Raw genomic sequence first — 22036 nt, forward strand, 5'->3', positions numbered from 1 at the left:
CACCGCCCACCTCCCAGGTCGGGGGGTGGGCGCCGCGGCGGAGCGCGGGCGCCCGCCCCCCCCCCCCCCCCCCCCCCCCCCCCCCGCCCCGCCCCCCCCCCCCCCCCCCCCCGCGGCCACCCTGGAGGTCCTCCGCCAGGGCGGGGCCGGCACCGTCGTGCTCGCCGAGGGGGCACTGACCGAGGGCGACCGGGCGACCGGAGCCGTCGGCCGGCCCGCGACCGCTGCCGCCACCGTGAGCACGAGCGACGGCCCGCTGCCCGTGCTGGTCGCCGACGGGCGGCTGGCCGACCTGGTCGCCGGGCCGGCGACCGACCCGGACGGCGACCGGCTGGCCGAGCAGCGCTTCCTGGCCGAGCTCGGCGCCCTGACCACCCAGTTGCGCGGCGCCGGCGACCAGAGCGTCCTGGTCGTGCCGCCCCGCTGGGTCGACCCCGACCCGGAGACGGTCGCGGCGATGATGACCGACACGGCGACGCTGCCCTGGCTGGCGGCGGGTCCGGTGGCATGGCCGGCGACCGGCCCGTCGGCCGACGTCGGCGACCTCGTGGACCGGACGGACGGCGAGGCGCTGCCCGCGACCGGGGTCAGCGAGCTCGCGCGTGCCGTCGGGGTCCGCGACGACGTCGCCGCCGCCGTCTCCGGGGAGCCGGCCACCGCACTGGCCGGCTACGACGCCGCGATCGCCCGCGCCGGCTCCGCGGCCTGGCGCGGCGATCGCGAGGCCTTCGTCCGGAGCGCCTCCCGGGTGCGCGAGACCCTCCTCCGGCTGCAGGACCAGGTCACCCTGGTCTCGCCCGCCGAGGGCACCTACAGCCTCGCCTCCAGCAGCGCGCCGCTGGTGCTCACCGTGCAGAACGACCTGCCCTTCGCCGTCGCCGTCCGGCTGGAGCTGCGCGCCCGGGGCAACGTCGGCCTCACCACCGAGGACATCGGGGTGCAGGTGCTCCAGCCGTTGTCCCGCACCACGCTGGAGGTCCCGGCGGAGGTGCAGCAGTCCGGTGGGTTCCAGGTGAACGCCCAGCTGACCACCCCCAGCGGGGCCCCGCTGGGCGAGACGGTCCAGCTGCAGGTCAAGAGCACCGCCTACGGCCCGGTGACCCTGGCGATCACCGGCGGGGCCGCCGCGCTGCTGGCGCTGCTCTTCCTGCGCCGGCTGGTGCGCTTCCTGCTCGCCCGTCGCCGGGGGACGGCCGACGAGGCGCCCGGCGCGGGCGACCCGACCGCCCCGGCGCCGACCCGGAGCCCGGTGTGACCGGCCGGAACCCCGCCGACGCCCCGCAGCAGCCGGATGCCCCGCGTCCCCCGCTGCCGCCGCCGCCCTACCGCACCGCGCCCGCACCGCCGTCGACCGCCGGGGCGGCCGACGGCGTGGCCGACGGCGCCCGCCCGCCGCTCCCGCTGGTGCCGGAGCGGCGGCTGCCGCCGCCCCCGGGTCCCCGCCCGACGCCGGCCGGTCACCTGCCGCCGGTGCCGCCGCCGGCCCCGCCGCGACGGCGCCCGGAACCTGCGCCGGAGCAGGCCACGGGCCACGCGCAGGAGCAGGTGACCGAGGTCGTGCCCCTGCGGCGCACCGCGCTGCCCCCGGTGCCGCCGCCCCGTGGCCGCCGCTTCGTGCCGGGGCCCGACGACACCCAGCTCATCCCGGCCTTCCCGGCGATGCGCCCCCTCGACGAGACCGACGAGGAGACCGAGGGCCGCGAGGGCGCCCCCGGCGGCAGCAGCAGCATCCTGCGCGCCGCGGGCACCATGGCCGTGGCCACCCTCGTCAGCCGGCTCACCGGGCTGCTGCGCACCGTGGTCATCGCCGCGGCCCTCGGCGTCGGCCTGGTCAACGACGCCTACAACACCGCCAACACGCTGCCCAACCTCGTCTACGAGCTGCTGCTCGGCGGCGTCCTGACGTCGGTCATCGTGCCGCTGCTGGTGCAGGCCCAGGAGCGGGACCGCGACGGCGGCACCCGGTACGCCCAGCGGCTGATCACCATGGCGACCGTCGGGCTGCTGGGGATGACGGTCGTGGCGGTCCTCGCCGCCCCGCTGCTCACCCGGCTGTCCGGCATCACCGGCAACGCCGAACAGGTGGAGCTGGCCAACTGGCTGGCCCGCCTGCTGCTGCTGGAGATCGTCTTCTACGGCCTGGGGGCGCTGGCCACCGCGGTGCTGAACTCCCGGAACGTCTTCGGGCCACCGGCCTGGGCACCGGTGCTGAACAACGTGGTCGTCATCCTCACCGGCGTCCTGTTCATCGCCGCCAGCGGTCCCGGCGAGCTGACCCCGGCCACCATCACCGACCTGCAGGTGTGGTTGCTGGGCATCGGCACGACGGCCGGCATCGCCGTCCAGGCGGTCGTGCTGCTGCCGCTGCTGCGCAAGGTCGGCGTGCCGCTGCGCCCGCAGTGGGGGCTGCGCGGCACCGGCCTGGGCGAGGTGGGCTCGCTGGGTCTGTGGGTGGTCGCCTACGCGGCGATCAGCCAGATCGGCGTCATCGTGGCGATGCGGGTGGCCAACGCGGCCGGCCGCAGCGAGGACGGCCTGGGCTCGGCGGCGTTCGCCATCGCCAGCCTGCTGTTCCAGATGCCCTACGGGATCATCGGCGTCGCGCTGCTCACCGCGCTGCTGCCGCGGATGAGCCGGGCGGCCGCCCGGCACGACCTGGACGGCGTGGTGGCCGACCTGACCCTGGGCACCCGCCTGTCGGCGACCGGACTGCTGCCGGTGACCGCCCTGTTGGTCGTCCTGGGCCCGGCGGTCGCGACCGTGGTGTTCAGCTACGGCAACACCGGCACCGAGGAGGCGCGGGCCATCGGTGTCGCCCTCGCCTTCGGCGCGTTCGGCCTGCTGCCCATGGCGGTGACCCTGCTGCAGCTGCGGGTCTTCTACGCGATGAAGGACGCCCGGACGCCCACCTTCATCCAGCTGGCCATGGTCGCCGTCCGCGTCCCGCTGCTGCTGCTGGTGCCGGTGCTGGTCGAGCCGGAGCACGTGGTGGCCGGCCTGATGGTGGCCACCAGCGCGACCTACCTCGCCGGCTGGGTGGCCGGCAGCGTGGCCCTGCAGCGCAAGCTCGGCGTCCGGGCCGGCCGCGACGCGGGCGTCACGGTGGCCCGGATGACCTTGGTCTCCGTCGTCGGTGGGGTCCTGGGCTGGGCGGTCGTCTCCCTCGCCGGTCGGGGCCTGGGGACGTCGGTGCCGGGCTCGCTCGCCACCGTCGCGCTCGGTACCGTGGTCATCGGCATCGCGGTCGTCGCGGGTGCCGTGGTGGTCGGCGTCCCCGAGCTCCGGGAGGCGTGGGCCGGTGTCCGGGCCCGGCTCGGCACGCCACGGCGATCCGGCCGACCGGGTGCCTGACCGGGGACGCCGTCCCCGGCGGGGGAGTGGTCCAGGGGGTCGGCACCGTCCGTGACGTCGACGATCACCGGCCTGCCCGACCGCTACCGCCCACTGGACCAGGTCGCCCCCGACGAGCGGACGCCCACCGGCGTCATCCGCTCCTGGCGTGCCCGTGACCGGGTGCTCAACCGCGACGTCGCGCTGCGCGTGCACAGCCCCGGCGGACCGGCCGCCCGGGAGTGGATCACCCGCGCACTGACCGCCGGCGGGCTCGCCACGCCGGCGCTGGCGATGGTCTACGACGCCGCCGAGGGCACCGGGGGCACCGAGCCGGGCGGCGCCGCCTACGTGGTCAACGAGTGGATCGACGGCGTCCGGCTGTCCGACCGGCTGGCCACCGACGGCCCGCTGCCCGAGCGGGAGGCCCGTGCGGTCGTCCGCCGCCTCGCCGAAGGCGTGGCCGAGGCCCACCGGGCCGGCCTGGCCGTCGGTGGGATCACCGCCGAGCACGTCGTGCTCCGTCCCGGCGGCCTCGTGGGGCTCGTCTCGGTGCCGGCGGCCACCGGCTCGGTGCGCGGGGACATCGCCGCCCTCGGCGCGCTGCTCGAGCTCTGCCTGACCGGCTCCCGCGCCGACCTCCCCGGGGACCGTCCCCCGCCGATCGCCGCCCCCGACCTCGCCGCGCTGGTGCGGCGGGCCCGCTCCAGCGACCCGGGCACCGGGCTGTCCAGCGCGGCGGCGATGGCCGCGCTGCTGACCGAGCGCGGCCGGACGAGCACCGGTCCGCAGGAGGCCGCGCGCCCCGATCCGGTCAGCGACAGCGGGTGGATGCGCCGGTTGCGCGACCGCCGCGACCTGGCCGAGGCCGAGGGCCGGGGCGGGGCCGACGAGCACGTCCCCGTCCGCCGTCCTGCCGCCGGCCTGCCGCCGGTGCCGGGTGCCCCGCTGGCGCGCCCGGTCGGCGCGTCCCCCGCCCGGGCAGAGGCCGACGCCGAGGAGGAGCTGGACTGGCCCGACTCCCTGCCCGAGGACGACGCCGACGACGAGGGGCCCGCCGCCCGACGCCGGCTGGCCCTGGTCGGGTTGCCGCTCCTCGCGCTGGCACTGGTCGTGGCGGTCGGGTGGTGGTTCGGCTCGAACGTGCTCTCCGTCGCCAGCAACGTCGAGAGCGGGTCACCGACGGCTCCCGCGCCCAGCGCGCCGGCCGGCGGCGCCGACCCGGGCGCGGCGGAGGAGCCGGCGCCCGAGCCCGGCGCCGCCCTGCCGGTCACCGGCGCCGCCGTCTTCGACCCGTTCGGCGACGGGGAGCCGGAGAACGACGACGACGTCCCGCTGACCACCGACGGCGACCCGGCCACCGCGTGGTCCACGCTGACCTACCGGGGTTCCGCGGAGTTCGGCAACCTCAAGCCCGGCGTCGGCATCGTCTACGACCTGGGCAGCGAGCAGCCCGTCGCCGGGGTGCAACTGCTCACCGGCACCCCCGGTGCCGAGGTGGAGGTGCGCACCGGTGGCACGCCGGACGGCGACCTTGACGCCTTCGACGTCGTCGCCGCCACCCAGCTGACCGGCGACGACCAGGTCGCCTTCGATGCGCCGGCCACCACCCGCTACGTGCTGGTCTGGATCACCTCGCTGGTGCCCGCCGGCGAGGGGTTCGCCGCCGAGCTGGCCGAGGTCACCGTCACCGCCGCGTCCTGAGGGCCGCGGCGACGCTGTCCCGAGGCACGCAGCAACACCCCTTTCCGCCTCATGGGTGAGGGCCCTGGCGCGGGGGAATGGCGGCCCTAGGCTGTCGGTTGTGCGCCCTGTGACGAGTGACCAGCCCACCCCCGGCCCCGCCGTCTCCACGGATCCGGCCCACCCCGCCATCCCCCCGGCGGAGCACGACGGCGTCCGTGACCTGATCATCATCGGGTCCGGCCCGGCCGGCTACACCGCTGCCACGTACGCAGCCCGAGCCAACCTGCACCCGCTGGTGTTCGAGGGCTCCCAGTTCGGCGGCGCGCTGATGACCACCACCGAGGTGGAGAACTACCCCGGGTTCCCCGAGGGGATCCAGGGCCCGCAGCTGATGGACGACATGCGCACCCAGGCCGAGCGCTTCGGCGCCGAGCTGGTGCCCGCCGACGTCACCGAGGTCGACCTCACCGCCGACCCGAAGATCGTCAAGGTGGGCTCGGAGGTGCACCGGGCGCACGCCGTCATCGTGGCCACCGGCTCCAAGTACCGGTACCTGGGCCTGGACAACGAGCAGCGCCTGCTCGGCCACGGCGTCTCCGCCTGCGCCACCTGTGACGGCTTCTTCTTCCGCGACCAGGACATCGTCGTGGTCGGCGGTGGCGACTCCGCGATGGAGGAGGCGACCTTCCTCACCCGGTTCGCCAAGTCGGTCACCGTGGTGCACCGTCGCACCGAGCTGCGGGCGTCGAAGATCATGCAGAAGCGCGCGCAGGACAACGAGAAGATCCGCTGGGCGCTGGGCAAGCAGGTCACCGACGTGCACGGCGACAACGCCGTCTCCGCCGTCGAGCTGACCGACGTCGAGACCGGCGCCACCGAGCAGCTCCCGGTCACCGGCCTGTTCGTGGCCATCGGCCACGACCCGCGCACCGAGCTCTTCGCCGGTCAGCTCAAGCTCGACGACGAGGGCTACATCCTCGCCGAGCACCCGACCACGCGGACGAACATCGACGGCGTCTTCGCCTGCGGTGACGTGGTGGACAAGATCTACCGGCAGGCCATCACCTCCGCCGGCACCGGCGCGAAGGCGGCGATCGACGCCGAGCGCTGGCTCGCCGAGACCTTCGACGAGCGCTGAAGACGGATCCCCTCGCCCCCCACGCCTCGCGGGCTCGGCGCGGGCCCTGCAGCGGGGCCACAGCGGGGCATAGACCGAGCGCCCCGCCGGTTACACCACCAGACACCCGAGCGACCACAGGGAGCAGCACCATGGCAGGCAACACCGTGACCGTCACCGACGCCAGCTTCGCCAGCGACGTCCTGGGCAGCGACAAGCCCGTGCTGGTCGACTTCTGGGCCGAGTGGTGCGGACCGTGCAAGATGGTCGCCCCCGTGCTCGAGGAGATCGCCGCCGAGCACGCGGACAAGCTGACGATCGCCAAGCTCAACATCGACGAGAACCCGCAGATCGCGCGTGACTACCAGGTCATGTCGATCCCCACGATGACCGTCTTCCAGGGCGGCAAGCCGGTGAAGAGCATCATCGGCGCCAAGCCCAAGGGCGCCATCCTGTCGGACCTGTCCGACTACATCTGACAGAGGACCCTCCTGCCCCCCACCGCTCGCACGCTCGCGGCGGGGCCCCGCAGGAAGGCCGACTGAGGCCCGCCCGTCCCTGGACCGGCGGGCCTCGTCGTGTCCCGGTCCGCATCCTGCCGGTCACCCGTCCGGTGGCCACCCGTCACCGGATCGCGGCCCTCCCGTCACCCGGTGCGCGCGTCGCAGAGCCACACCCGCCACAATCGACGGTGCCCGCCCCACCCGGCGACCGGCCGGGACTCGCGAACAGGAGTGACCTCTTCCGCATGGACGTCCTGCGACCCGGCAGCTCCGGCCCTGCGGTGGCCGAGGTGCAAGCGGTGCTCAGCACGCTCGACATGCTCACCGGCCAGCCGGCGTCCGGGCAGTACGACGAGGTCACCGAGCTGGCGGTCCGGCACTTCCAGCAGGTCCGCGGCCTGTCCGTCGACGGGCTCGTCGGTGAGGAGACGTACCGGGCGCTGACCGAGGCGCGCTGGTCGCTGGGTGACCGGTTGCTGCGCCACGACCCCGAGCACCCCGCCCGCGGCGACGACGTCCGACGCCTGCAGGAGCTGCTGCTCGAGCTGGGCTACGACGCGGGTCGGGCCGACGGCATCCTCGGCCCGGAGACCGAGACGGGGCTGCGCTCCTTCCAGCGCGACTACGGGCTCACCGCCGACGGCACCTGCGGTCCGGCCACCCTGCGCGCGCTGAAGCAGCTGGGCCGCCGGGTCACCGGTGGCCGGCCACAGCTGCTCCGGCAGAGCGCATCGCTGGTCGACTCCGGGCCGCACCTGATCGGCCGGGTCATCGTCATCGACCCCGGCCACGGTGGTCAGGACACCGGTTTCACCGCCGGGGAGACCACCGAGGCCGACCTGGTGTTCGACCTCGCCTCCCGGATCGAGGGGCGGCTCGCCGCGGCCGGCGCCACGGTCTACCTCACGCACGGCCGCAGCGGCGACCCCACCGCCGCCGAGCGGACCGCCTTCGCCAACGACGCCCGTGCCGACCTCTTCCTCTCCCTGCACATGGAGGCCCACGGCTCGGCCCACGCCCGCGGGGTCGCCAGCTACTACTACGGCACCGGTTCGGGGGCCAGCTCCACCGTGGGCGAGCAGTTCGCCAACCTGGTGCGCCGCGAGGTCATCGCCCGCACCGGCATGCTCGACTGCGGCTCGCACCCCAAGACCTGGGACATCCTGCGGATGACCCGGATGCCCGCCGTCCGGGTCGACTGCGGCTACCTCTCGCACCCGGTCGACCGGCTGCTGCTCCTGGACGCCCGGCTGCGCAGCACGGTGGCGCAGGCCGTCGTCGCCGCCGTCCAGCGGCTCTTCCTGCCGGCCGAGGCCGACCCGCCGACCGGTACCTTCCTGCTGCCCGCCCGCGGCTGACGCAGGACCCCCTGCCCGCCAGCCCCTGCAGCGGGGCCGTGCCAGCACGTCACCCCACGGGCATACACTGCGACGGGTGACCCCTCCTGTGCACCCACGTCACCCGCGGCTCGACCCGCTGGCGGACCGGTACGCAGCACGCACCCACGGCATGAAGAGCTCGGAGATCCGGGCGCTCTTCTCCGTCGTCAGCCGGCCCGAGGTCGTCTCGCTGGCCGGCGGCATGCCCGCGGTGAGCGCCCTCCCGCTGGACGCCGTCGGTTCGATGATCGGCGAGCTGGTCTCCGGGATGGGCGCGCAGACCCTGCAGTACGGCTCCGGCCAGGGCGACCCCCGGCTGCGCGAGCGGATCTGCGACGTCATGGCGCTGGAGGGGATCACCGACGCCTCGCCCAGCGAGGTCGTCGTCACGGTCGGCTCCCAGCAGGGGCTGGACCTGGTCACCCGGGTGTTCATCGACCCCGGTGACGTCATCATCGCCGAAGCGCCGTCGTACGTCGGCGCGCTCGGCGTCTTCCAGGCTGCGCAGGCCCAGGTGCGGCACGTCGCGATGGACGACGACGGGCTGATCCCGGAGGCGCTGGAGCAGGCGCTGCTGGAGTGCCGGGCCCGGGGTGACCGGGTCAAGTTCCTCTACACGGTGCCCAACTTCCACAACCCGGCCGGCGTCACCCTCTCCGAGCCCCGGCGCGAGGCGATCATCGCGATCGCGGAGCAGTACGACCTGCTGGTCATCGAGGACAACCCGTACGGCCTGCTGGGCTTCGAGCGTGAGCCGATGCGCGCGCTGCGGGCCCGGAACGACGAACGGGTCATCTACCTGGGGTCGTTCTCCAAGACGTTCTCGCCCGGGCTGCGCGTGGGCTGGGTGCTGGCGCCGCTGGCCGTCCGCGACAAGCTGGTGCTGGCCACCGAGGCGCAGGTCCTCTGCCCGCCCTCGCTGACCCAGTACGCCGTCGCCCGCTACCTGGACACCCAGCCGTGGCGCGAGCAGATCAAGGTCTTCACGGAGCTGTACCGCGAGCGCCGCGACGCCACCCTGGAGTCACTCCACGCGCTCATGCCGCCGGGCACGACGTGGACCCGCCCCGAGGGGGGCTTCTACGTGTGGCTCAAGTTGCCGCACGGGCTGGACGCGAAGCTCATGCAGCCCCGCGCGGTCGCTGCGCACGTCGCCTACGTGCCCGGCATCGGCTTCTACGCCGACGGGCAGGGCCAGGAGTACATGCGGCTGTCCTACTGCTACCCGGAGCCCGACCAGATCCGGGAGGGCGTACGCCGGCTCGGCCGGGTCATCGAGGCCGAGCTCGACCTGCACTCGACCTTCGACGCGGTCGACACCGGCACCTTCCGAGCCGTCCGTCCCGGCACGCCCCCCGTCATCGGCCCGTCCAACAGCGACCAGAGTGGAGACCGCCAGCCATGAGCGAGCCGGCCGCCGCACCGGTGGAGGCCACCGGCGCCGACCAGCACCCCTTGCGTGCCCTGGTGCTCGCGGGCGGCCTGACCTTCGAACGCGAGGTCAGCCTCTCGTCGGGCAGCCAGGTCGTCGAGGCCCTGACCCGCGCAGGCGTGGACGCCGGGATGCACGACGCCGACGCCGAGCTGCTGCCCGGGCTGACGGCCGCGCCGGTCGACGCGGTGTTCATCGCGCTGCACGGCGCCACCGGGGAGGACGGCGCCCTGCGCGCCGTGCTGGACCTGGCGGGGGTGCCCTACGTCGGCTCCCCGGCGGCGGCCTGCCGGCTCGCCTGGGACAAGCCCGCGGCCAAGTCCGTCGTGGGGTCGGCGGGCGTCGCGACGCCCGACTGGGTCGCCCTGCCGCACAGCACGTTCCGCGAACTCGGGGCCGGCGCCGTGCTCGACCTCATCGTGGCCCGGCTGGGCCTGCCGCTGATGGTGAAGCCCGCCACCGGTGGCTCGTCGCTCGGCGTGCAGAAGGTCAGCCGCGTGGAGGACCTGCCGGCGGCCATGGTCAGCTGCTTCGCCTACGGCGACACGGTGATGGTCGAACGCTTCGTCGACGGGGTCGAGCTGGCGCTGTCCGTCGTCGACCTCGGTGACGGGCCGCAGGCACTGCCCGCAGTGGAGATAGCCCCGGAGTCCGGGGTCTTCGACTACACCTCCCGTTACACCCCCGGCCTCACCGAGTACCACGCACCGGCGCGGGTCGACGACGCGGTCGCCGCCCGGGCCGCCGAGGTGGCGCTGCAGGTGCACCGGGTGCTCGGGCTGGCCGATCTGTCCCGCACCGACGCGATCGTCACCCCGGACGGCGAGGTGCACTTCCTCGAGGTCAACGTCTCCCCGGGGCTGACCGAGACCTCGATGTTCCCGATGGCCGTCGAAGCGGCCGGGCACCGGCTGGGCGACGTGCTCGGCCGCCTGCTGGCCCGCGCCGCGAGCCGAGGCTGAGCACCAGCTGGTTGCGTCACTGACGCAACCAGCTGGTGGCCCGGCTGCGGGGCTCCGCGGCGAGCGTGCGAGTCGTGGCGGGCAGCGAGGTCCTTCGTCAGTCCTGGGTGCGGCGCCCGGTGATGTCCGGCGCCATCATGCCGACGATGCGCTGCAGGTCGTCGACCGAGCCGAACTCGACGACGATGCGTCCCTTGGCCCGCCCGATCTGCACCTTGACCTTGGTCTCGAACACGTCCGACAGCCGACCCGCGAGGTCCTCGACACCGGGCGCACTGATCTTCCGCTGCGAGCGCCGGGCGGCCGTGGGGCTCTCGGCGACCGCGAGCGCGACGGCCTCCTCGGTGGCCCGCACCGACATACCCTCGGCGACGATCCGGGTGGCGAGCGCGTCCTGCGCCTCGGCATCCGGCAGGCCCAGCAGCGCCCGGGCGTGGCCGGCGGAGATGACCCCCGCGGCGACCCGGGTCTGCACCTTCACCGGGAGCTTCATCAGCCGGATGGTGTTGGTGACCTGCGAGCGGCTGCGGCCGATCCGGGCCGCCAGCTCCTCGTGCGTGGCGCCGAACTCCTCCAGCAGCTGCTGGTAGGCCGCGGCCTCCTCGAGCGGGTTGAGCTGCACCCGGTGGATGTTCTCCAGCAGGGCGTCGCGGAGCATGGCGTCGTCGGTGGTGTCCCGGACGATCGCCGGCACCGCCTCCAGGCCCGCGGCCCGGGCGGCGCGCAGCCGGCGCTCACCCATGATCAGCTCGAACCGGCCCTCGCCTGCCTCACGGACGACGATGGGCTGGAGCAGGCCGAACTCCCGGACGGAGTGCGCCAGCTCCTCCAACGCCTCGTCATCGAAGACCTGGCGGGGCTGCTTGGGGTTGGGGACGACGTCTCCGACCGGCACCTCGCGCAGGTGGGCACCGGGCACCCCGGCGACGGGCTCCACGGCAGCAGCCGCATCTCGGGCGGCGGCCCGCTCGGTCAGCGAGGTCGGCGGGGGAGGGCTCGCCTGGTCCGGGGCACCGACGCCCGCCGCCTCCGCCTCGGCTGCCTCCGCCGCGCGAGCCGCGGGCGTCGCCGTGGGCGCCGGCGCGCTGGTGGGGATCAGGGCCGCGAGGCCCCGGCCGAGTCCGCCGCGCTTGGTCACTGGTTCTCCTCGCTGCTGCCCGGCCGCCGGTGCGGCGCGGGGGTGGAACAACCGATGCCGGAACGCCGCAGCGGCGCCCAGGTGAGGCTGGTGGGGCGGACGGTGCTCATGTGGCATGCCGTCCACCCGGAGCGGGGCCGGTGACCGGCTCGCCGAGCACCAGGGCGGCCACCGCGGGCGGCGGCGGGGGAGGGGGCGGCGCCGGGCGGACAGCCGGCTGCGCCGCCGTCCGGGGCGGTGCCGGCGGCGGTGCCGACGGCTGTGCCGGAGCGAGCCGCGCGCCCCGCACGGCGAGTTCCCGGGCAGCCTCCACGTAGCTCGTCGATCCGCGCGACCCCGGGTCGTAGGTGAGGACCGACTGGCCGTACCCCGGCGCCTCGCTCACCCGGACGTTGCGGGGGATGATCGCGGTGAGCACCAGGTCACCGAAGTGGTTGCGCACCTCGTCGGCCACCTGGTCGGCGAGCCTGGTCCGGCCGTCGTACATGGTGAGCAGGATGGTGCTCACCGAGATGCCCGGGTTGAGGTGCGCCCGCACCAGGTCGATGTTCGACAGCAGCTGCCCGAGCCCTTCCAGGGCGTAGTACTCGCACTGGATGGGGATGAGCACCTCGTCCCCGGCGACCAGTGCGTTGAGCGTCAGCAGACCCAGGGACGGCGGACAGTCGATCAGGACGTAGTGCGGTCGCTCCTCCGGCGGGAGCCCGTCGAGGTAGCCCTCGATCGAGCGGCGCAGGCGGTGCTCCCGGGCGACGACGGAGACCAGTTCGATCTCGGCGCCGGCCAGGTCGATCGTCGCCGGGACGCAGTGCAGGTTCGGGCTGGCCGTCGTCGGGTGGGTCACCTCGGCGAGGGTGGCGTCGCTGACCAGTGCGTCGTAGATCGACGGTGTGCCGACAGTGTGCTCGACACCCAGGGCAGTGCTGGTGTTCCCCTGCGGATCGAGGTCGATCACCAGTGTCCGCAGGCCGTACATGGCCAGGGCGACACCCAGGTTGACCGTCGAGGTGGTCTTCCCGACACCACCCTTCTGGTTGGCCACGGTGATCACCCGGATCCGGCCGGGCCGGGGGAAGGGGTCCTGGTCGGCCGCGTGCAGCACACGCGTGGCCCGCATCGCCTCGGCGGCGATCGGGCTGTCGAACTCGGCACCGACTGCCTGGTCGGCGGCGAGGCTGGTGCGCAGCCGCTCGCCCGGGTCCGTCATCGGTGCGTCCTCCTCACGGACTGCGTTCCACGTGGAACGACGGGGTCGTGTTCCACGTGGAACGCGTTGGGCTGCTCAACGGGGTGGGCGCGGGACGCCGGCCCGCGTCATCAGCACCACGGTAGTGGCTGCGGCACCGAGCCCGACACCGACGGCACGCGTGGAGATGTCCCGCATCCCCGCCGCCTCCAGTTCCGGGACGAGCGCGGGCACCTCGGCGGCCGCCCGGGCGCCCACCAGGGCGATCAACTGGGCGCCGGGCCGCAAGAGCCCGCGGCACCAGCCGACCAGCCGGGGCAGCGGGGCGACGGCGCGGGCGGTGACCACGTCGACCGGCCCCACGGCGCGGACGACGGCCCGCTCCTCCGCGCGACCGCGGACGACCTGCCACGGGCGGTCGAGATCGGTGACCACCTCGGTCAGGAACTCGACCCGCCGGGCCATCGGCTCGACCAGCGCGAGCTGGAGGTCCGGTCGGGCCAGACCCAGCGGGATCCCGGGCAGCCCGGCCCCACTGCCGACGTCGACCACCCGAGACCCCTCCGGCACGACCTCGGCCAGCGCGGCACTGTTGAGCACGTGCCGGTCCCAGAGGCGCTCGACCTCCCGCGGCCCGATCAGACCGCGGGTGACCCCGTCGCCGGCGAGCTTGGCCACGTAGGCCGTAGCCGCACCGAGCGCGGGGCCGAAGACCTGCTCCGCCACCGGTGGCGCTACCGGAACCGCGCAGTCTCGGTTCTCGGGCTCCCCACCGGCCGGGTCGCCCCCGCTCACGCGTCGGGCAGGACCACGACGCGGCGGTTCGGCTCCTCGCCCTCCGACTCGCTCCGCACCCCGGTCGTCGCCGCGACGACGTCGTGCACGACCTTGCGCTCGAAGGGGTTCATCGGGGCGAGCCGCTCGGGCTGCCGGCTCTGCGCCACCCGCTCGGCGGCGGCCGCCGCGAGGCTGGTGAGGTCGGCCCGCCGCTTGGCCCGGAACCCGCCGATGTCGAGCATGAGCCGGCTGCGCACCCCGGTGGACTGGGCCACCGCGAGCCGGGTCAGCTCCTGCAGCGCCTCCAGGGTCGCGCCGTCCGGCCCGATCAGGGTCTTCAGCTGCCCCCCCACGACGGCGACCGAGGCGCGGTCGCCCTCGACGTCGAGGTCGATGTCGCCGTCCACGTCGAGGATGTCGAGCAGGCGCTCCAGGTAGTCGCCGGCGACATCGCCCTCGCGGACCAGCAGGCCGTCGGCGTCCTGGTCCCCGTCCTCGTCGCCCCCGTCCTCGTCGCCCCCGTCCTCGTCGCCCTCGTCCTCGTCGCTCTCGTCGTCGATCGGGTCGACCGGCTCGACGACGGCGTCCGCGGACGCCGGGTCGGCGTCGGGCAGCGCGGGGTCCCCGCTGCCCCCGACCTGGGGGAGCACTGCGTCCGAGGTGGCCTCGGCCGTCGCGGCGGTGTCGCTGTCGGGTGCAGTCACGTTCGGTCCTCCGGTGTCGTGCAGGCGGCCGGGCGTACCCGGTGGTCGAGGGGACGGGCACCGCGCGGACCGCAGCCCGGGTGCGCCGTCGGCGTCAGCGTCGCTTGCGCTTGCCGCGGTTGGCGGGACCGCTGCCACCACGGTTCCCGCCGGCACCCTGGCGCGGCCGGTTGCCGCCGGCGGGGCGACCGTTGGCGCTGCCGCCGGCCGCCGTGCTGCCGGTGCCACCATTCGCGGCCGGGCCGCCGGGACCGGCGCCGTTGCCCGAGGCCGGCGGGGTCTGGGGTGCGGCGCCGTCGCCGTCGGCCGTGGACTCCGGGGTGGCGGTCGCGGGACGGCCGGACTTGGGACGCACCGGCTTGGCGCCGGGCTTGGGGGCCAGGGCCTTCGGGTCGATCTTCGGCTTGTCGGCAGCGGCCTTGGCCAGCGCGGCCGGCGAACCGGGCGGGGGGAGCTTCTTCAGGATGTAGAACTGCTGCCCCATGGTCCACAGGTTGTTGGTGAACCAGTAGAGGAGCACGCCGACCGGGAAGAAGAAGCCGGTCACGAAGAGGCTGATCGGCATCCCGTAGAGCAGCAGCTTCTGGATCATCGCCGCCTGACCCTCGACGGGCCCGGAGCGCTTCATGATCTGCTTCTGGGTGAAGAAGGTGGTCAGGCACATGACCACGATCAGCGTGAAGGCGACGACCCGGATGCTGGTGTAGGTCACGCCCTCCAGCGCGAGGATCGCCCGCTCCTTCTCCCCCGTCATGTTGAACGAGGAGGAGATCGGCGCGCCGAACAGGTCCGCACGCGCGGCCTGGTCGGTCAGCTGGTTGTCCCAGCTGTAGAGGCCGGGCTTGTCCGGTGCGAGCCGGCGCAGCACGTGGAACAGCGAGATGAAGACCGGGATCTGCGGCAGGATCGGCAGGCAGCTGGCCAGCGGGTTGACCCCGCGCTCCTTCTGCAGCGCCATCATCGCCTGGCTGAAGCCCTGCTTGTCACTGCCGTACTGCTTGCGCAGCTTCTGGATCTCCGGCTGGATCTCCTGCATCGCCCGCTGGGACTTGACCTGCTTGACGAACAGGCGGAACAGCAGCAGCCGGATCGTGATGACCAGGAAGACGATCGACAGCGCCCAGGTGATGCCACCGGCCGGGTCGAGGAAGGTGGAGAACAGTGCGTGCCACTGCTTCATCACCCACGCGATCGCGGTGTACAGCCAGTCAAGCAACGCCAGCCTCCTGCTGCGCAGACCGGCGCGGGGCCGGCGGGGGTGCACTGTCGGGTCGACGCGCCCCGGCGACTCCCGGAGCCGCCGGCTCCGGGAACTGCTCGGACGGCTCCGCCGCAGTGCACGACGAGTGGGTGGTCTCTCCGGTTCCGCGCCGCTGCGAGTCGGTCCGCTCCGGGACGAAGTCGGCGCCCCCCGGGTGCCAGGAGGCACACCGGCCCAGCCGCCGCAGCGCCAGCCAGGTGCCGCGCCCGGCGCCGTGCACCTCGAGGGCCTCGACCGCATAGGCGCTGCAGCTGGGGTGGAAGCGGCAGCGCGGCGGGAACACCGGGCTGATCGCCCGTTGGTAGAAGCGCACCGCGGCCAGCAGGGCCCGGGCGGGGGAACCGCTCATGACGAGCGCGCCCCGAGCAGCCGGTCCAGACCCTTGTCCAGGTCGCGGCCGAGTGCGGTGGAGTCGGCCCCGGCCGCCTCCGGCCGGGCCCGGACCACCAGGTCGGCGGTCGCCGGGAGGCGGTCCAGCCGGGCGGCGACCAGGTGCCGCAACTGGCGGGTCACCCGGTGCCGACAGACGGAGTTGCCCACGGTCTTGCCGACCACGAAACCGGCCCGCGGCCCGGAGTCCGGGGCAGCGTGGCCCCCGACCCGGGCGACGGGCCGTTCGGAGAGGTAGTGCAGCACCAGGGTCGGACGGCCGGCACGCCGGCCGGACCGCACGACCGCGGTGAACTCCGGCCGCCGGCGCAGGCGTGCCTGCGCGGGCAGCACCTCAGGCGGAGAGCTTGTCGCGACCCTTGCGGCGACGGCCGGCGAGGATCGCGCGACCGGCCCGGGTGCGCATCCGCAGCCGGAAGCCGTGGGTCTTGGACCGGCGGCGGTTGTTCGGCTGGAACGTGCGCTTGCTCACGAGGTACTCCCACTGCTGACGACATCGATGCGGCACGGACCCGGACGGGCGCCGCTGCCACGCTGGTGCTGGCACTTGCTGCTGGTGGCGCTGTTCTTGCTGCTGGCGCTGCGCGGGCCCACGATGCGCAGGGCGCCGTCCACAGCTCGGACCAGCATAGCCGAGAGCCTGACGGGTCTGCGGCGCTGGCCCGACCCGTCATGGTGCACCGGTCACCGGGGGACCCGGGGAGGACACGCCGTCGGCGTCCCGGGGTCCGGGGTCGCCGTCGTTGCCCGGCTGTGGACGGGGCTGTTAGCGTCGCCGTCGCTCCGCGTTGGACGACTGGGTCCCGGGTCGACCACCCGGCCTCGCCGGCCAGCCGCTCGCCAGCTCTCCCCGGGTCCCCTCGGCCGGGCGCCGACCAGCGAGGACGCCGCATCCGACCGCCGGCCCCCCGCTGGCTGCGGGCCACGCGTCGCCGGGCGTGCACAGACTGTGGACACTCATGTGGAACGTCACCGTCCCGCGTCCACACCTGGGGACCGTGCAGGGGGCCGACCGGCCCGCCCGGGCACGGACCGACCTGTGGACGACGGGTGCGGAGCGCACGATCTGAGGAACGGGAAGGGACACAGACGATGGCCGACTCCCCGGTCGACCTGGCCACGGTCTGGGACCAGATCCGCGAGCGGCTCTCCAGCAGCCTGTCCCCCCAGCAGAAGGCGATGCTCGAGCTGACCCGCCCGCTGGGCCTCGTCGAGGACACCGCGGTGCTGGCGGCTCCCAACGAGTTCACCCAGACGGTGCTCGAGTCCCGCATGCGCATGCAGCTGGCCGAGGCCCTCTCCGCGGAGTTCGGCCGCGCCATCCGGGTCGCGGTGCAGCTGGAGGACATGCCGGCTCCCAGCAGCCCCCGGCGGGGCGCCGACCCCGACGACCGCCGCTGGCCACCGGCCGAGCGGGAGCGCCCGGCGGCCGACGGGCCGGTCGCGGAGTGGCCACCGACCGAGCGCACCGCCGCGGAGCGCGAGCGCGCCGCGCAGGACCGCGCGGCCGAGGACCGGGCCGACCGCGACCGGGTCGACGACGGTCGCAGCGCCTTCGGGGTCCGCTCCGACGCCGTCCGGGCCGATGGCGACCGGGGCGACACCGGCCGCAGCGGGCCCGGGCACGCCGGCGTCTGGCTGCCCGAGTCCGGCGACGGACGGGACTGGTCCCGCGGCGCGCCGCGGGAGGACGCCGTCCCCGAGTGGTCGCCGGCCGGTGCGGAGTCGGGCATCGGCGTGGGCGTGCAGGGCCGGCTGGCCCCCTGGGACCGGGACTCCGGTGACGACGCCGATCAGCTGGCCGGGCGGGGGCCCGCCGACGACCGGGGTGGTGAGCGCCGGCGCGGCGGGGGTGCCGTCCCGCTGTTCGCCGACCGTCGTCCGGCCGGGCTGGACCCGGGGCTGAACCCCAAGTACGTCTTCGACAGCTTCGTCATCGGCAACAGCAACCGATTCGCCCACGCGGCGGCTGTCGCGGTCGCCGAGGCGCCGGCCCGGGCCTACAACCCGCTGTTCATCTACGGCGACTCCGGGCTGGGCAAGACCCACCTGCTGCACGCCATCGGCCACTACGCCGCCCGGATGTTCCCCAACGTCCGGGTGCGCTACGTGAGCACCGAGGAGTTCACGAACGAGTTCATCAACCTCGTGCACTCCGGCCGGGCCGAGGACTTCCGCCGCCGCTACCGGGACATCGACTTCCTGCTGATCGACGACATCCAGTTCCTCGAGCGCGCCGAGCGGACGCAGGAGGAGTTCTTCCACACCTTCAACACGCTGCACAACGCCAGCAAGCAGATCGTGATCACCTCCGACCGCGCGCCGAAGAAGCTGACGACGCTGGAGGACCGGCTGCGCACCCGCTTCGAGTGGGGGCTCATCACCGACGTCCAGGCGCCGGACCTGGAGACCCGCATCGCCATCCTGCGCAAGAAGGCGTGGGGCGAACGGTTGCAGGCCCCCGACGCGGTGCTGGAGTTCATCGCCAGCAAGGTGCAGACCAACATCCGCGAGCTCGAGGGCGCACTGATCCGGGTCACCGCCTTCGCCAGCCTGAACAAGCAGCCGGTCGACCTGGCGCTGGCCGAGCTGGTCCTCAAGGACCTGATCAGCGACGAGCAGGGCCCGCAGATCACCGCCGCGATCATCATGGCCGCCACCGCGGAGTACTTCAGCGTGACGATGGAGGAGCTGCAGGGCGCCAACCGCAGCCGCACGCTGGTCAACGCCCGGCAGATCGCCATGTACCTGTGCCGGGAGCTCACCGAGCTGTCCCTGCCGCGGATCGGCGCTTCCTTCGGCGGCAAGGACCACACCACGGTCATGCACGCGGTCAAGAAGATCACCGGCCTGATGAGCGAGCGCCGGGCCACGTACACGCAGGTCACCGAGCTGACCGCCCGGATCAAGAGCCGCGCCCGGCAGTAGCCGCAGCACCCCGTCAGGCCTCGTCCCCGCACGCTCGGGACGGGGCCTGACGCGTGCGGTCCACCGGCCGGGGCGCCGGCTGCGGTGCGCGACCACCGCTCCGTGTCGCCTTGTCCCCAGATCTGTGCACAGGTTGGGGAGATCCGGTCCCCAACGCTGCCCCGCAGGTGGACCGTCCGGTGGGCCGCAGCGGCCGGGGCCGGGGACGGCGTCCGGGGGACCGCTCGTGGTCGTCGTCCCCGCCCTGTCCACAAGTCGTCAACCGGCGACGGTGGACGACCGGGGCGGGACCCGGGGGCTGGGTACGGACTGGGGACGACGCTGCGGGTGGGCCGGGGACGCAGGGTGGACCGGGGACGATGACGGTGCACAACCGTCGAGTTGTCCACGTGTCGACACAGGACGAGGGTCACCGGCCCACAGCGCACCAACAGGCCCACTCCCGGGCTGACGTGCACGAACAGGCCGAGTCCCCAGCATCCACACCCGTGATGACGAGGATGAGGGAGTTATCTCGAGGAGTTCTCGAACCACACTCTGGGTGGGGACGACCCGGATCGGGGCCGTCCGGCCCGCGCTCCGGGGGCCTCCGGCCGCGACGAGGAGAGCCGCTGGTGGGTCGGAGGCACGGGGGACTGGTCAGACAGGGGGCCGGTCAGGAGAGGATGGGCGCCGCACACCCCGCCGCACGAGCGGGCGGACGACAGCAGGGATGGGTTTCCACATGAAGTTCCGGGTGGCACGTGAGGTGCTCGCCGAGGCCGTCGCCTGGACCGCGCGCAGCCTGCCGCCTCGGCCGTCGGTGCCGGTCCTGGCCGGGATCCTGCTCGAGGTCGAGGGCAGCCAGCTGTCGGTCTCCGGCTTCGACTACGAGGTCTCGGCGCGCTCCGAGATCGACGTCCAGTCCACCGAGGGCGGGCGCACGCTGGTCCCGGGCCGCCTGCTGGCCGAGATCACCCGCGCCCTCCCGCCGCACCCGGTCGACGTCGTCGCCGAGGGGGCCCGGCTGTCGATCTCCTGCGGCAACGCCCGGTTCAGCCTGCCGACGCTGCCGGTGGAGGACTACCCGTCGCTGCCCTCCCTGCCGTCCACGGCCGGGGTCGTCGACAGCGACGCCTTCGCCGAGGCCGTCGGTCAGGTGGCGGTCGCCGCCGGGCGGGACGACACCCTGCCGATGCTCACCGGCGTCCGGCTGGAGATCGAGGACGACCTGGTCACCCTCGCCGCCACCGACCGGTACCGGCTGGCGGTGCGCGAGTTCGCCTGGCGCCCGGAGACCCCCGGTCTCTCCGCCGCCGTGCTGGTGCCCGCACGCACCCTGGCCGACGCCGCCAAGACGCTGACCAGCGGACCCGAGGTGGTCCTGTCCCTGAGCTCGAGCGGGTCCGGGGAGGGCATCCTGGGCCTGTCCGGGAAGGACCGGCAGACCACCACCCGGCTGCTGGACGCGGAGTTCGTGAAGTACCGGGCGATCATGCCGACCGAGTCCGCCTCGTACGCCACGCTGCCGGTCGGGTTGTTCACCGACGCGGCCAAGCGCGTGGCGCTGGTCGCCGACCGGGGCACGCCGCTGCGCTGCGAGTTCACCCCGGGCCAGGTCACCCTCCGGGCCGGCGGCACCGACGACGAGGGCCAGGCAGAGGAGCGCTGCGACGTCGAGTTCGACGGCGACCCGCTGACCATCGGCTTCAACCCGACGTTCCTGCTCGACGGGCTGGCCGCGGTGCACACCGAGCGGGCGCGGATGGACTTCACCACCGCGCTGAAGCCTGCGGTGCTCTCCGGGGTGCCCGAGCCCGCCGCCGAGGACGCCGAGGCGTCCCGGCCCGCCGAGCGGCCGGGCAGCTACCGCTACCTGATCATGCCGGTGCGCCTGCCGGGCTGAAGACAGACCCTGCTGCAGGGGCCGGTCCAGCACGTCACCAGGCTCGGGGCGGGCCCCTGCAGCGGGGCCGCCACCCCGGGGGTGCAGCTCCGGGGGCGGGCGAGCACGATGGAGCAGGAAGATCCCGGGCCGGACCCGGGAGCTGGGCCCGCAGCGTGGCGTGCGCCCACCGAGACCGCCCGCGGGAACCCGTGGGAGACGAGCGTGGAGGAGGACCGGACGTGCAGCTGGGGCTGGTCGGACTGGGCAAGATGGGCGGCAACATGGCGGAGCGGGTACGCCGCTCCGGCATCGAGGTGATCGGCTACGACCGCAGCCCGGGGAAGCGCGACGTGGACAGCCTGGAAGGGCTGGTCGCCGCCCTCGAGGCGCCGCGCGTCGTCTGGGTGATGGTCCCCGCCGGTGAGCCCACCCGGGCCACGGTGCGGGAGCTGGGCGAGCTGCTCAGCCCCGGAGACGTGGTCGTGGACGGCGGCAACTCGCGGTTCAGCGACGACAAGCTCCACGGCGAGGAGCTCGGTGCGAAGGGCATCGGCTACATCGACGCCGGCGTCTCCGGCGGTGTGTGGGGCCTGGAGAACGGCTACGCGCTCATGGTCGGCGGCAGCGCCGAGGACGTCGCCAAGGTGCAGCCGGTCTTCGACGCGCTCAAGCCGCCGGCGCCGCACGACGAGTCCGGTGACCCGATCCCCGGTGCGGGGTTCGTGCACGCCGGCCCGGTGGGCGCCGGGCACTTCGCCAAGATGGTCCACAACGGCATCGAGTACGCGCTGATGCAGGCCTACGGCGAGGGCTACGAGCTGCTGGCCGCCTCCGAGCTGATCGAGGACGTCCCCGGCGTCGTCGCCTCGTGGACCCAGGGCACGGTCATCCGGTCCTGGCTGCTCGACCTGCTGGTCCGTGCGCTCCAGGAGGACCCGGCGCTGGACAAGATCGCCGGCTACGCCGAGGACTCCGGCGAGGGCCGGTGGACCGTCGAGCAGGCGATCGAGCACGCCGTCCCGATGCCGGCGATCGCCGCCTCGCTGTTCGCCCGGTTCGCCTCGCGCCAGGAGGACTCGCCGACCATGAAGGCCGTCGCCGCGCTGCGCAACCAGTTCGGTGGCCACGCGGTGCAGGCCATCCAGCACCAGGAGGCCGAGAAGCCCGCGTGAGGAAGGACCCCCTTGCCCCCCACCACTCGCAGGCTCGCGGCGGGGCCCTGCAAGGGGGCCGTTCCAGCACGTCACCTGCTGGGCGTGGGGGGGGGGGGGGGGGGGGGGGCGGCCCCCCCCCCCCCCCCGGCCCCTTCAAGCCCCCCACCCCCCCCACCCCCCACCCCACCCGGCGGCGGGGTGTCCCGCCCCCCCCTCCCCGCC

Annotated in this window: 19 protein-coding genes; 11 read left to right on the forward strand and 8 right to left on the reverse strand. The window is 74.4% G+C overall.

The genetic code is table 11. From position 1 onward, the window contains the following. The first annotated feature begins 25 nt into the window (after positions 1-25). The 8 genes from ACI783_RS18750 (at position 26) to ACI783_RS18785 (ending at position 10409) form a co-directional block, all read left to right on the forward strand. Positions 26-1255, forward strand: coding sequence for a DUF6049 family protein (locus ACI783_RS18750; RefSeq protein ID WP_457141867.1), 1230 nt, complete (start codon positions 26-28; stop codon positions 1253-1255). Then, positions 1252-3351 carry a murein biosynthesis integral membrane protein MurJ gene (gene murJ / locus ACI783_RS18755; protein WP_457141852.1) on the forward strand — a complete coding sequence of 700 codons (2100 nt, stop codon included), beginning with the start codon at positions 1252-1254 and terminating at the stop codon, positions 3349-3351. Before ACI783_RS18750 ends, murJ begins: the two co-directional genes overlap by 4 nt. Before the next feature lie 51 nt (positions 3352-3402). Continuing rightward, entirely contained in the window at positions 3403-5034 is a 1632-nt protein-coding gene (locus ACI783_RS18760; protein ID WP_457141853.1) for a hypothetical protein, read from the forward strand. A gap of 100 nt (positions 5035-5134) precedes the next feature. Continuing rightward, positions 5135-6154 carry a thioredoxin-disulfide reductase gene (gene trxB, locus ACI783_RS18765; protein ID WP_457141854.1) on the forward strand — a complete coding sequence of 340 codons (1020 nt, stop codon included), beginning with the start codon at positions 5135-5137 and terminating at the stop codon, positions 6152-6154. A gap of 131 nt (positions 6155-6285) precedes the next feature. After that, positions 6286-6612: a thioredoxin gene (gene trxA, locus ACI783_RS18770; protein ID WP_153359386.1), complete on the forward strand. Its 327-nt coding sequence runs from the start codon at positions 6286-6288 to the stop codon at positions 6610-6612. A gap of 269 nt (positions 6613-6881) precedes the next feature. Further along, the gene (locus tag ACI783_RS18775; protein ID WP_457141855.1) at positions 6882-7994 is read left to right on the forward strand and encodes an N-acetylmuramoyl-L-alanine amidase; all 1113 of its coding nucleotides are present in this window, start codon (positions 6882-6884) and stop codon (positions 7992-7994) included. A gap of 76 nt (positions 7995-8070) precedes the next feature. Next, positions 8071-9420, forward strand: a complete 1350-nt coding sequence (locus ACI783_RS18780) for an aminotransferase-like domain-containing protein (protein ID WP_457141856.1) — start codon at positions 8071-8073, stop codon at positions 9418-9420. Further along, the gene (locus ACI783_RS18785) at positions 9417-10409 is read left to right on the forward strand and encodes a D-alanine--D-alanine ligase family protein (protein ID WP_457141857.1); all 993 of its coding nucleotides are present in this window, start codon (positions 9417-9419) and stop codon (positions 10407-10409) included. The genes ACI783_RS18780 and ACI783_RS18785 overlap by 4 nt, the downstream gene beginning before the upstream one ends. A 97-nt stretch (positions 10410-10506) precedes the next feature. Here ACI783_RS18785 and ACI783_RS18790 read toward each other — a convergent pair whose 3' ends face one another. From ACI783_RS18790 to rpmH, 8 genes are all read right to left on the reverse strand, one after another. Continuing rightward, positions 10507-11547: a ParB/RepB/Spo0J family partition protein gene (locus tag ACI783_RS18790; RefSeq protein WP_457141858.1), complete on the reverse strand. Its 1041-nt coding sequence runs from the start codon at positions 11545-11547 to the stop codon at positions 10507-10509. 106 nt (positions 11548-11653) lie between these two features. Continuing rightward, positions 11654-12754, reverse strand: a complete 1101-nt coding sequence (locus ACI783_RS18795; RefSeq protein WP_457141859.1) for a ParA family protein — start codon at positions 12752-12754, stop codon at positions 11654-11656. A gap of 75 nt (positions 12755-12829) precedes the next feature. Continuing rightward, complete coding sequence (gene rsmG, locus ACI783_RS18800; RefSeq protein WP_457141860.1) at positions 12830-13459, reverse strand: 16S rRNA (guanine(527)-N(7))-methyltransferase RsmG; 630 nt, start codon at positions 13457-13459, stop codon at positions 12830-12832. A 65-nt stretch (positions 13460-13524) separates the two neighbouring features. Further along, positions 13525-14214 carry a Jag family protein gene (locus ACI783_RS18805; RefSeq protein ID WP_457141861.1) on the reverse strand — a complete coding sequence of 230 codons (690 nt, stop codon included), beginning with the start codon at positions 14212-14214 and terminating at the stop codon, positions 13525-13527. 94 nt (positions 14215-14308) lie between these two features. Then, entirely contained in the window at positions 14309-15430 is a 1122-nt protein-coding gene (yidC, locus tag ACI783_RS18810; protein ID WP_457141862.1) for a membrane protein insertase YidC, read from the reverse strand. Beyond that, positions 15423-15824 carry a membrane protein insertion efficiency factor YidD gene (gene yidD / locus ACI783_RS18815; protein WP_457141863.1) on the reverse strand — a complete coding sequence of 134 codons (402 nt, stop codon included), beginning with the start codon at positions 15822-15824 and terminating at the stop codon, positions 15423-15425. Before yidD ends, yidC begins: the two co-directional genes overlap by 8 nt. Continuing rightward, positions 15821-16198 (reverse strand): ribonuclease P protein component, encoded by a 378-nt coding sequence (gene rnpA, locus ACI783_RS18820; RefSeq protein WP_457083568.1) that lies wholly within the window; start codon positions 16196-16198, stop codon positions 15821-15823. The genes yidD and rnpA overlap by 4 nt, the downstream gene beginning before the upstream one ends. Position 16199: 1 nt before the next feature. Further along, positions 16200-16337: a 50S ribosomal protein L34 gene (gene rpmH / locus ACI783_RS18825; protein WP_056296149.1), complete on the reverse strand. Its 138-nt coding sequence runs from the start codon at positions 16335-16337 to the stop codon at positions 16200-16202. A 620-nt stretch (positions 16338-16957) separates the two neighbouring features. Between rpmH and dnaA the strand changes: the two genes are divergently transcribed. The 3 genes from dnaA (at position 16958) to gnd (ending at position 21832) form a co-directional block, all read left to right on the forward strand. Further along, a complete protein-coding gene (gene dnaA / locus ACI783_RS18830) occupies positions 16958-18793 on the forward strand; it encodes a chromosomal replication initiator protein DnaA (RefSeq protein WP_457141864.1) in 1836 nt (611 codons plus the stop codon). A gap of 724 nt (positions 18794-19517) precedes the next feature. Beyond that, positions 19518-20678 carry a DNA polymerase III subunit beta gene (gene dnaN / locus ACI783_RS18835; RefSeq protein ID WP_457141865.1) on the forward strand — a complete coding sequence of 387 codons (1161 nt, stop codon included), beginning with the start codon at positions 19518-19520 and terminating at the stop codon, positions 20676-20678. 221 nt (positions 20679-20899) lie between these two features. Then, entirely contained in the window at positions 20900-21832 is a 933-nt protein-coding gene (gene gnd, locus ACI783_RS18840; protein WP_457141866.1) for a phosphogluconate dehydrogenase (NAD(+)-dependent, decarboxylating), read from the forward strand. Positions 21833-22036: the final 204 nt, after the last annotated feature.

It is taken from the genome of Modestobacter sp. SYSU DS0511 (assembly GCF_054050755.1).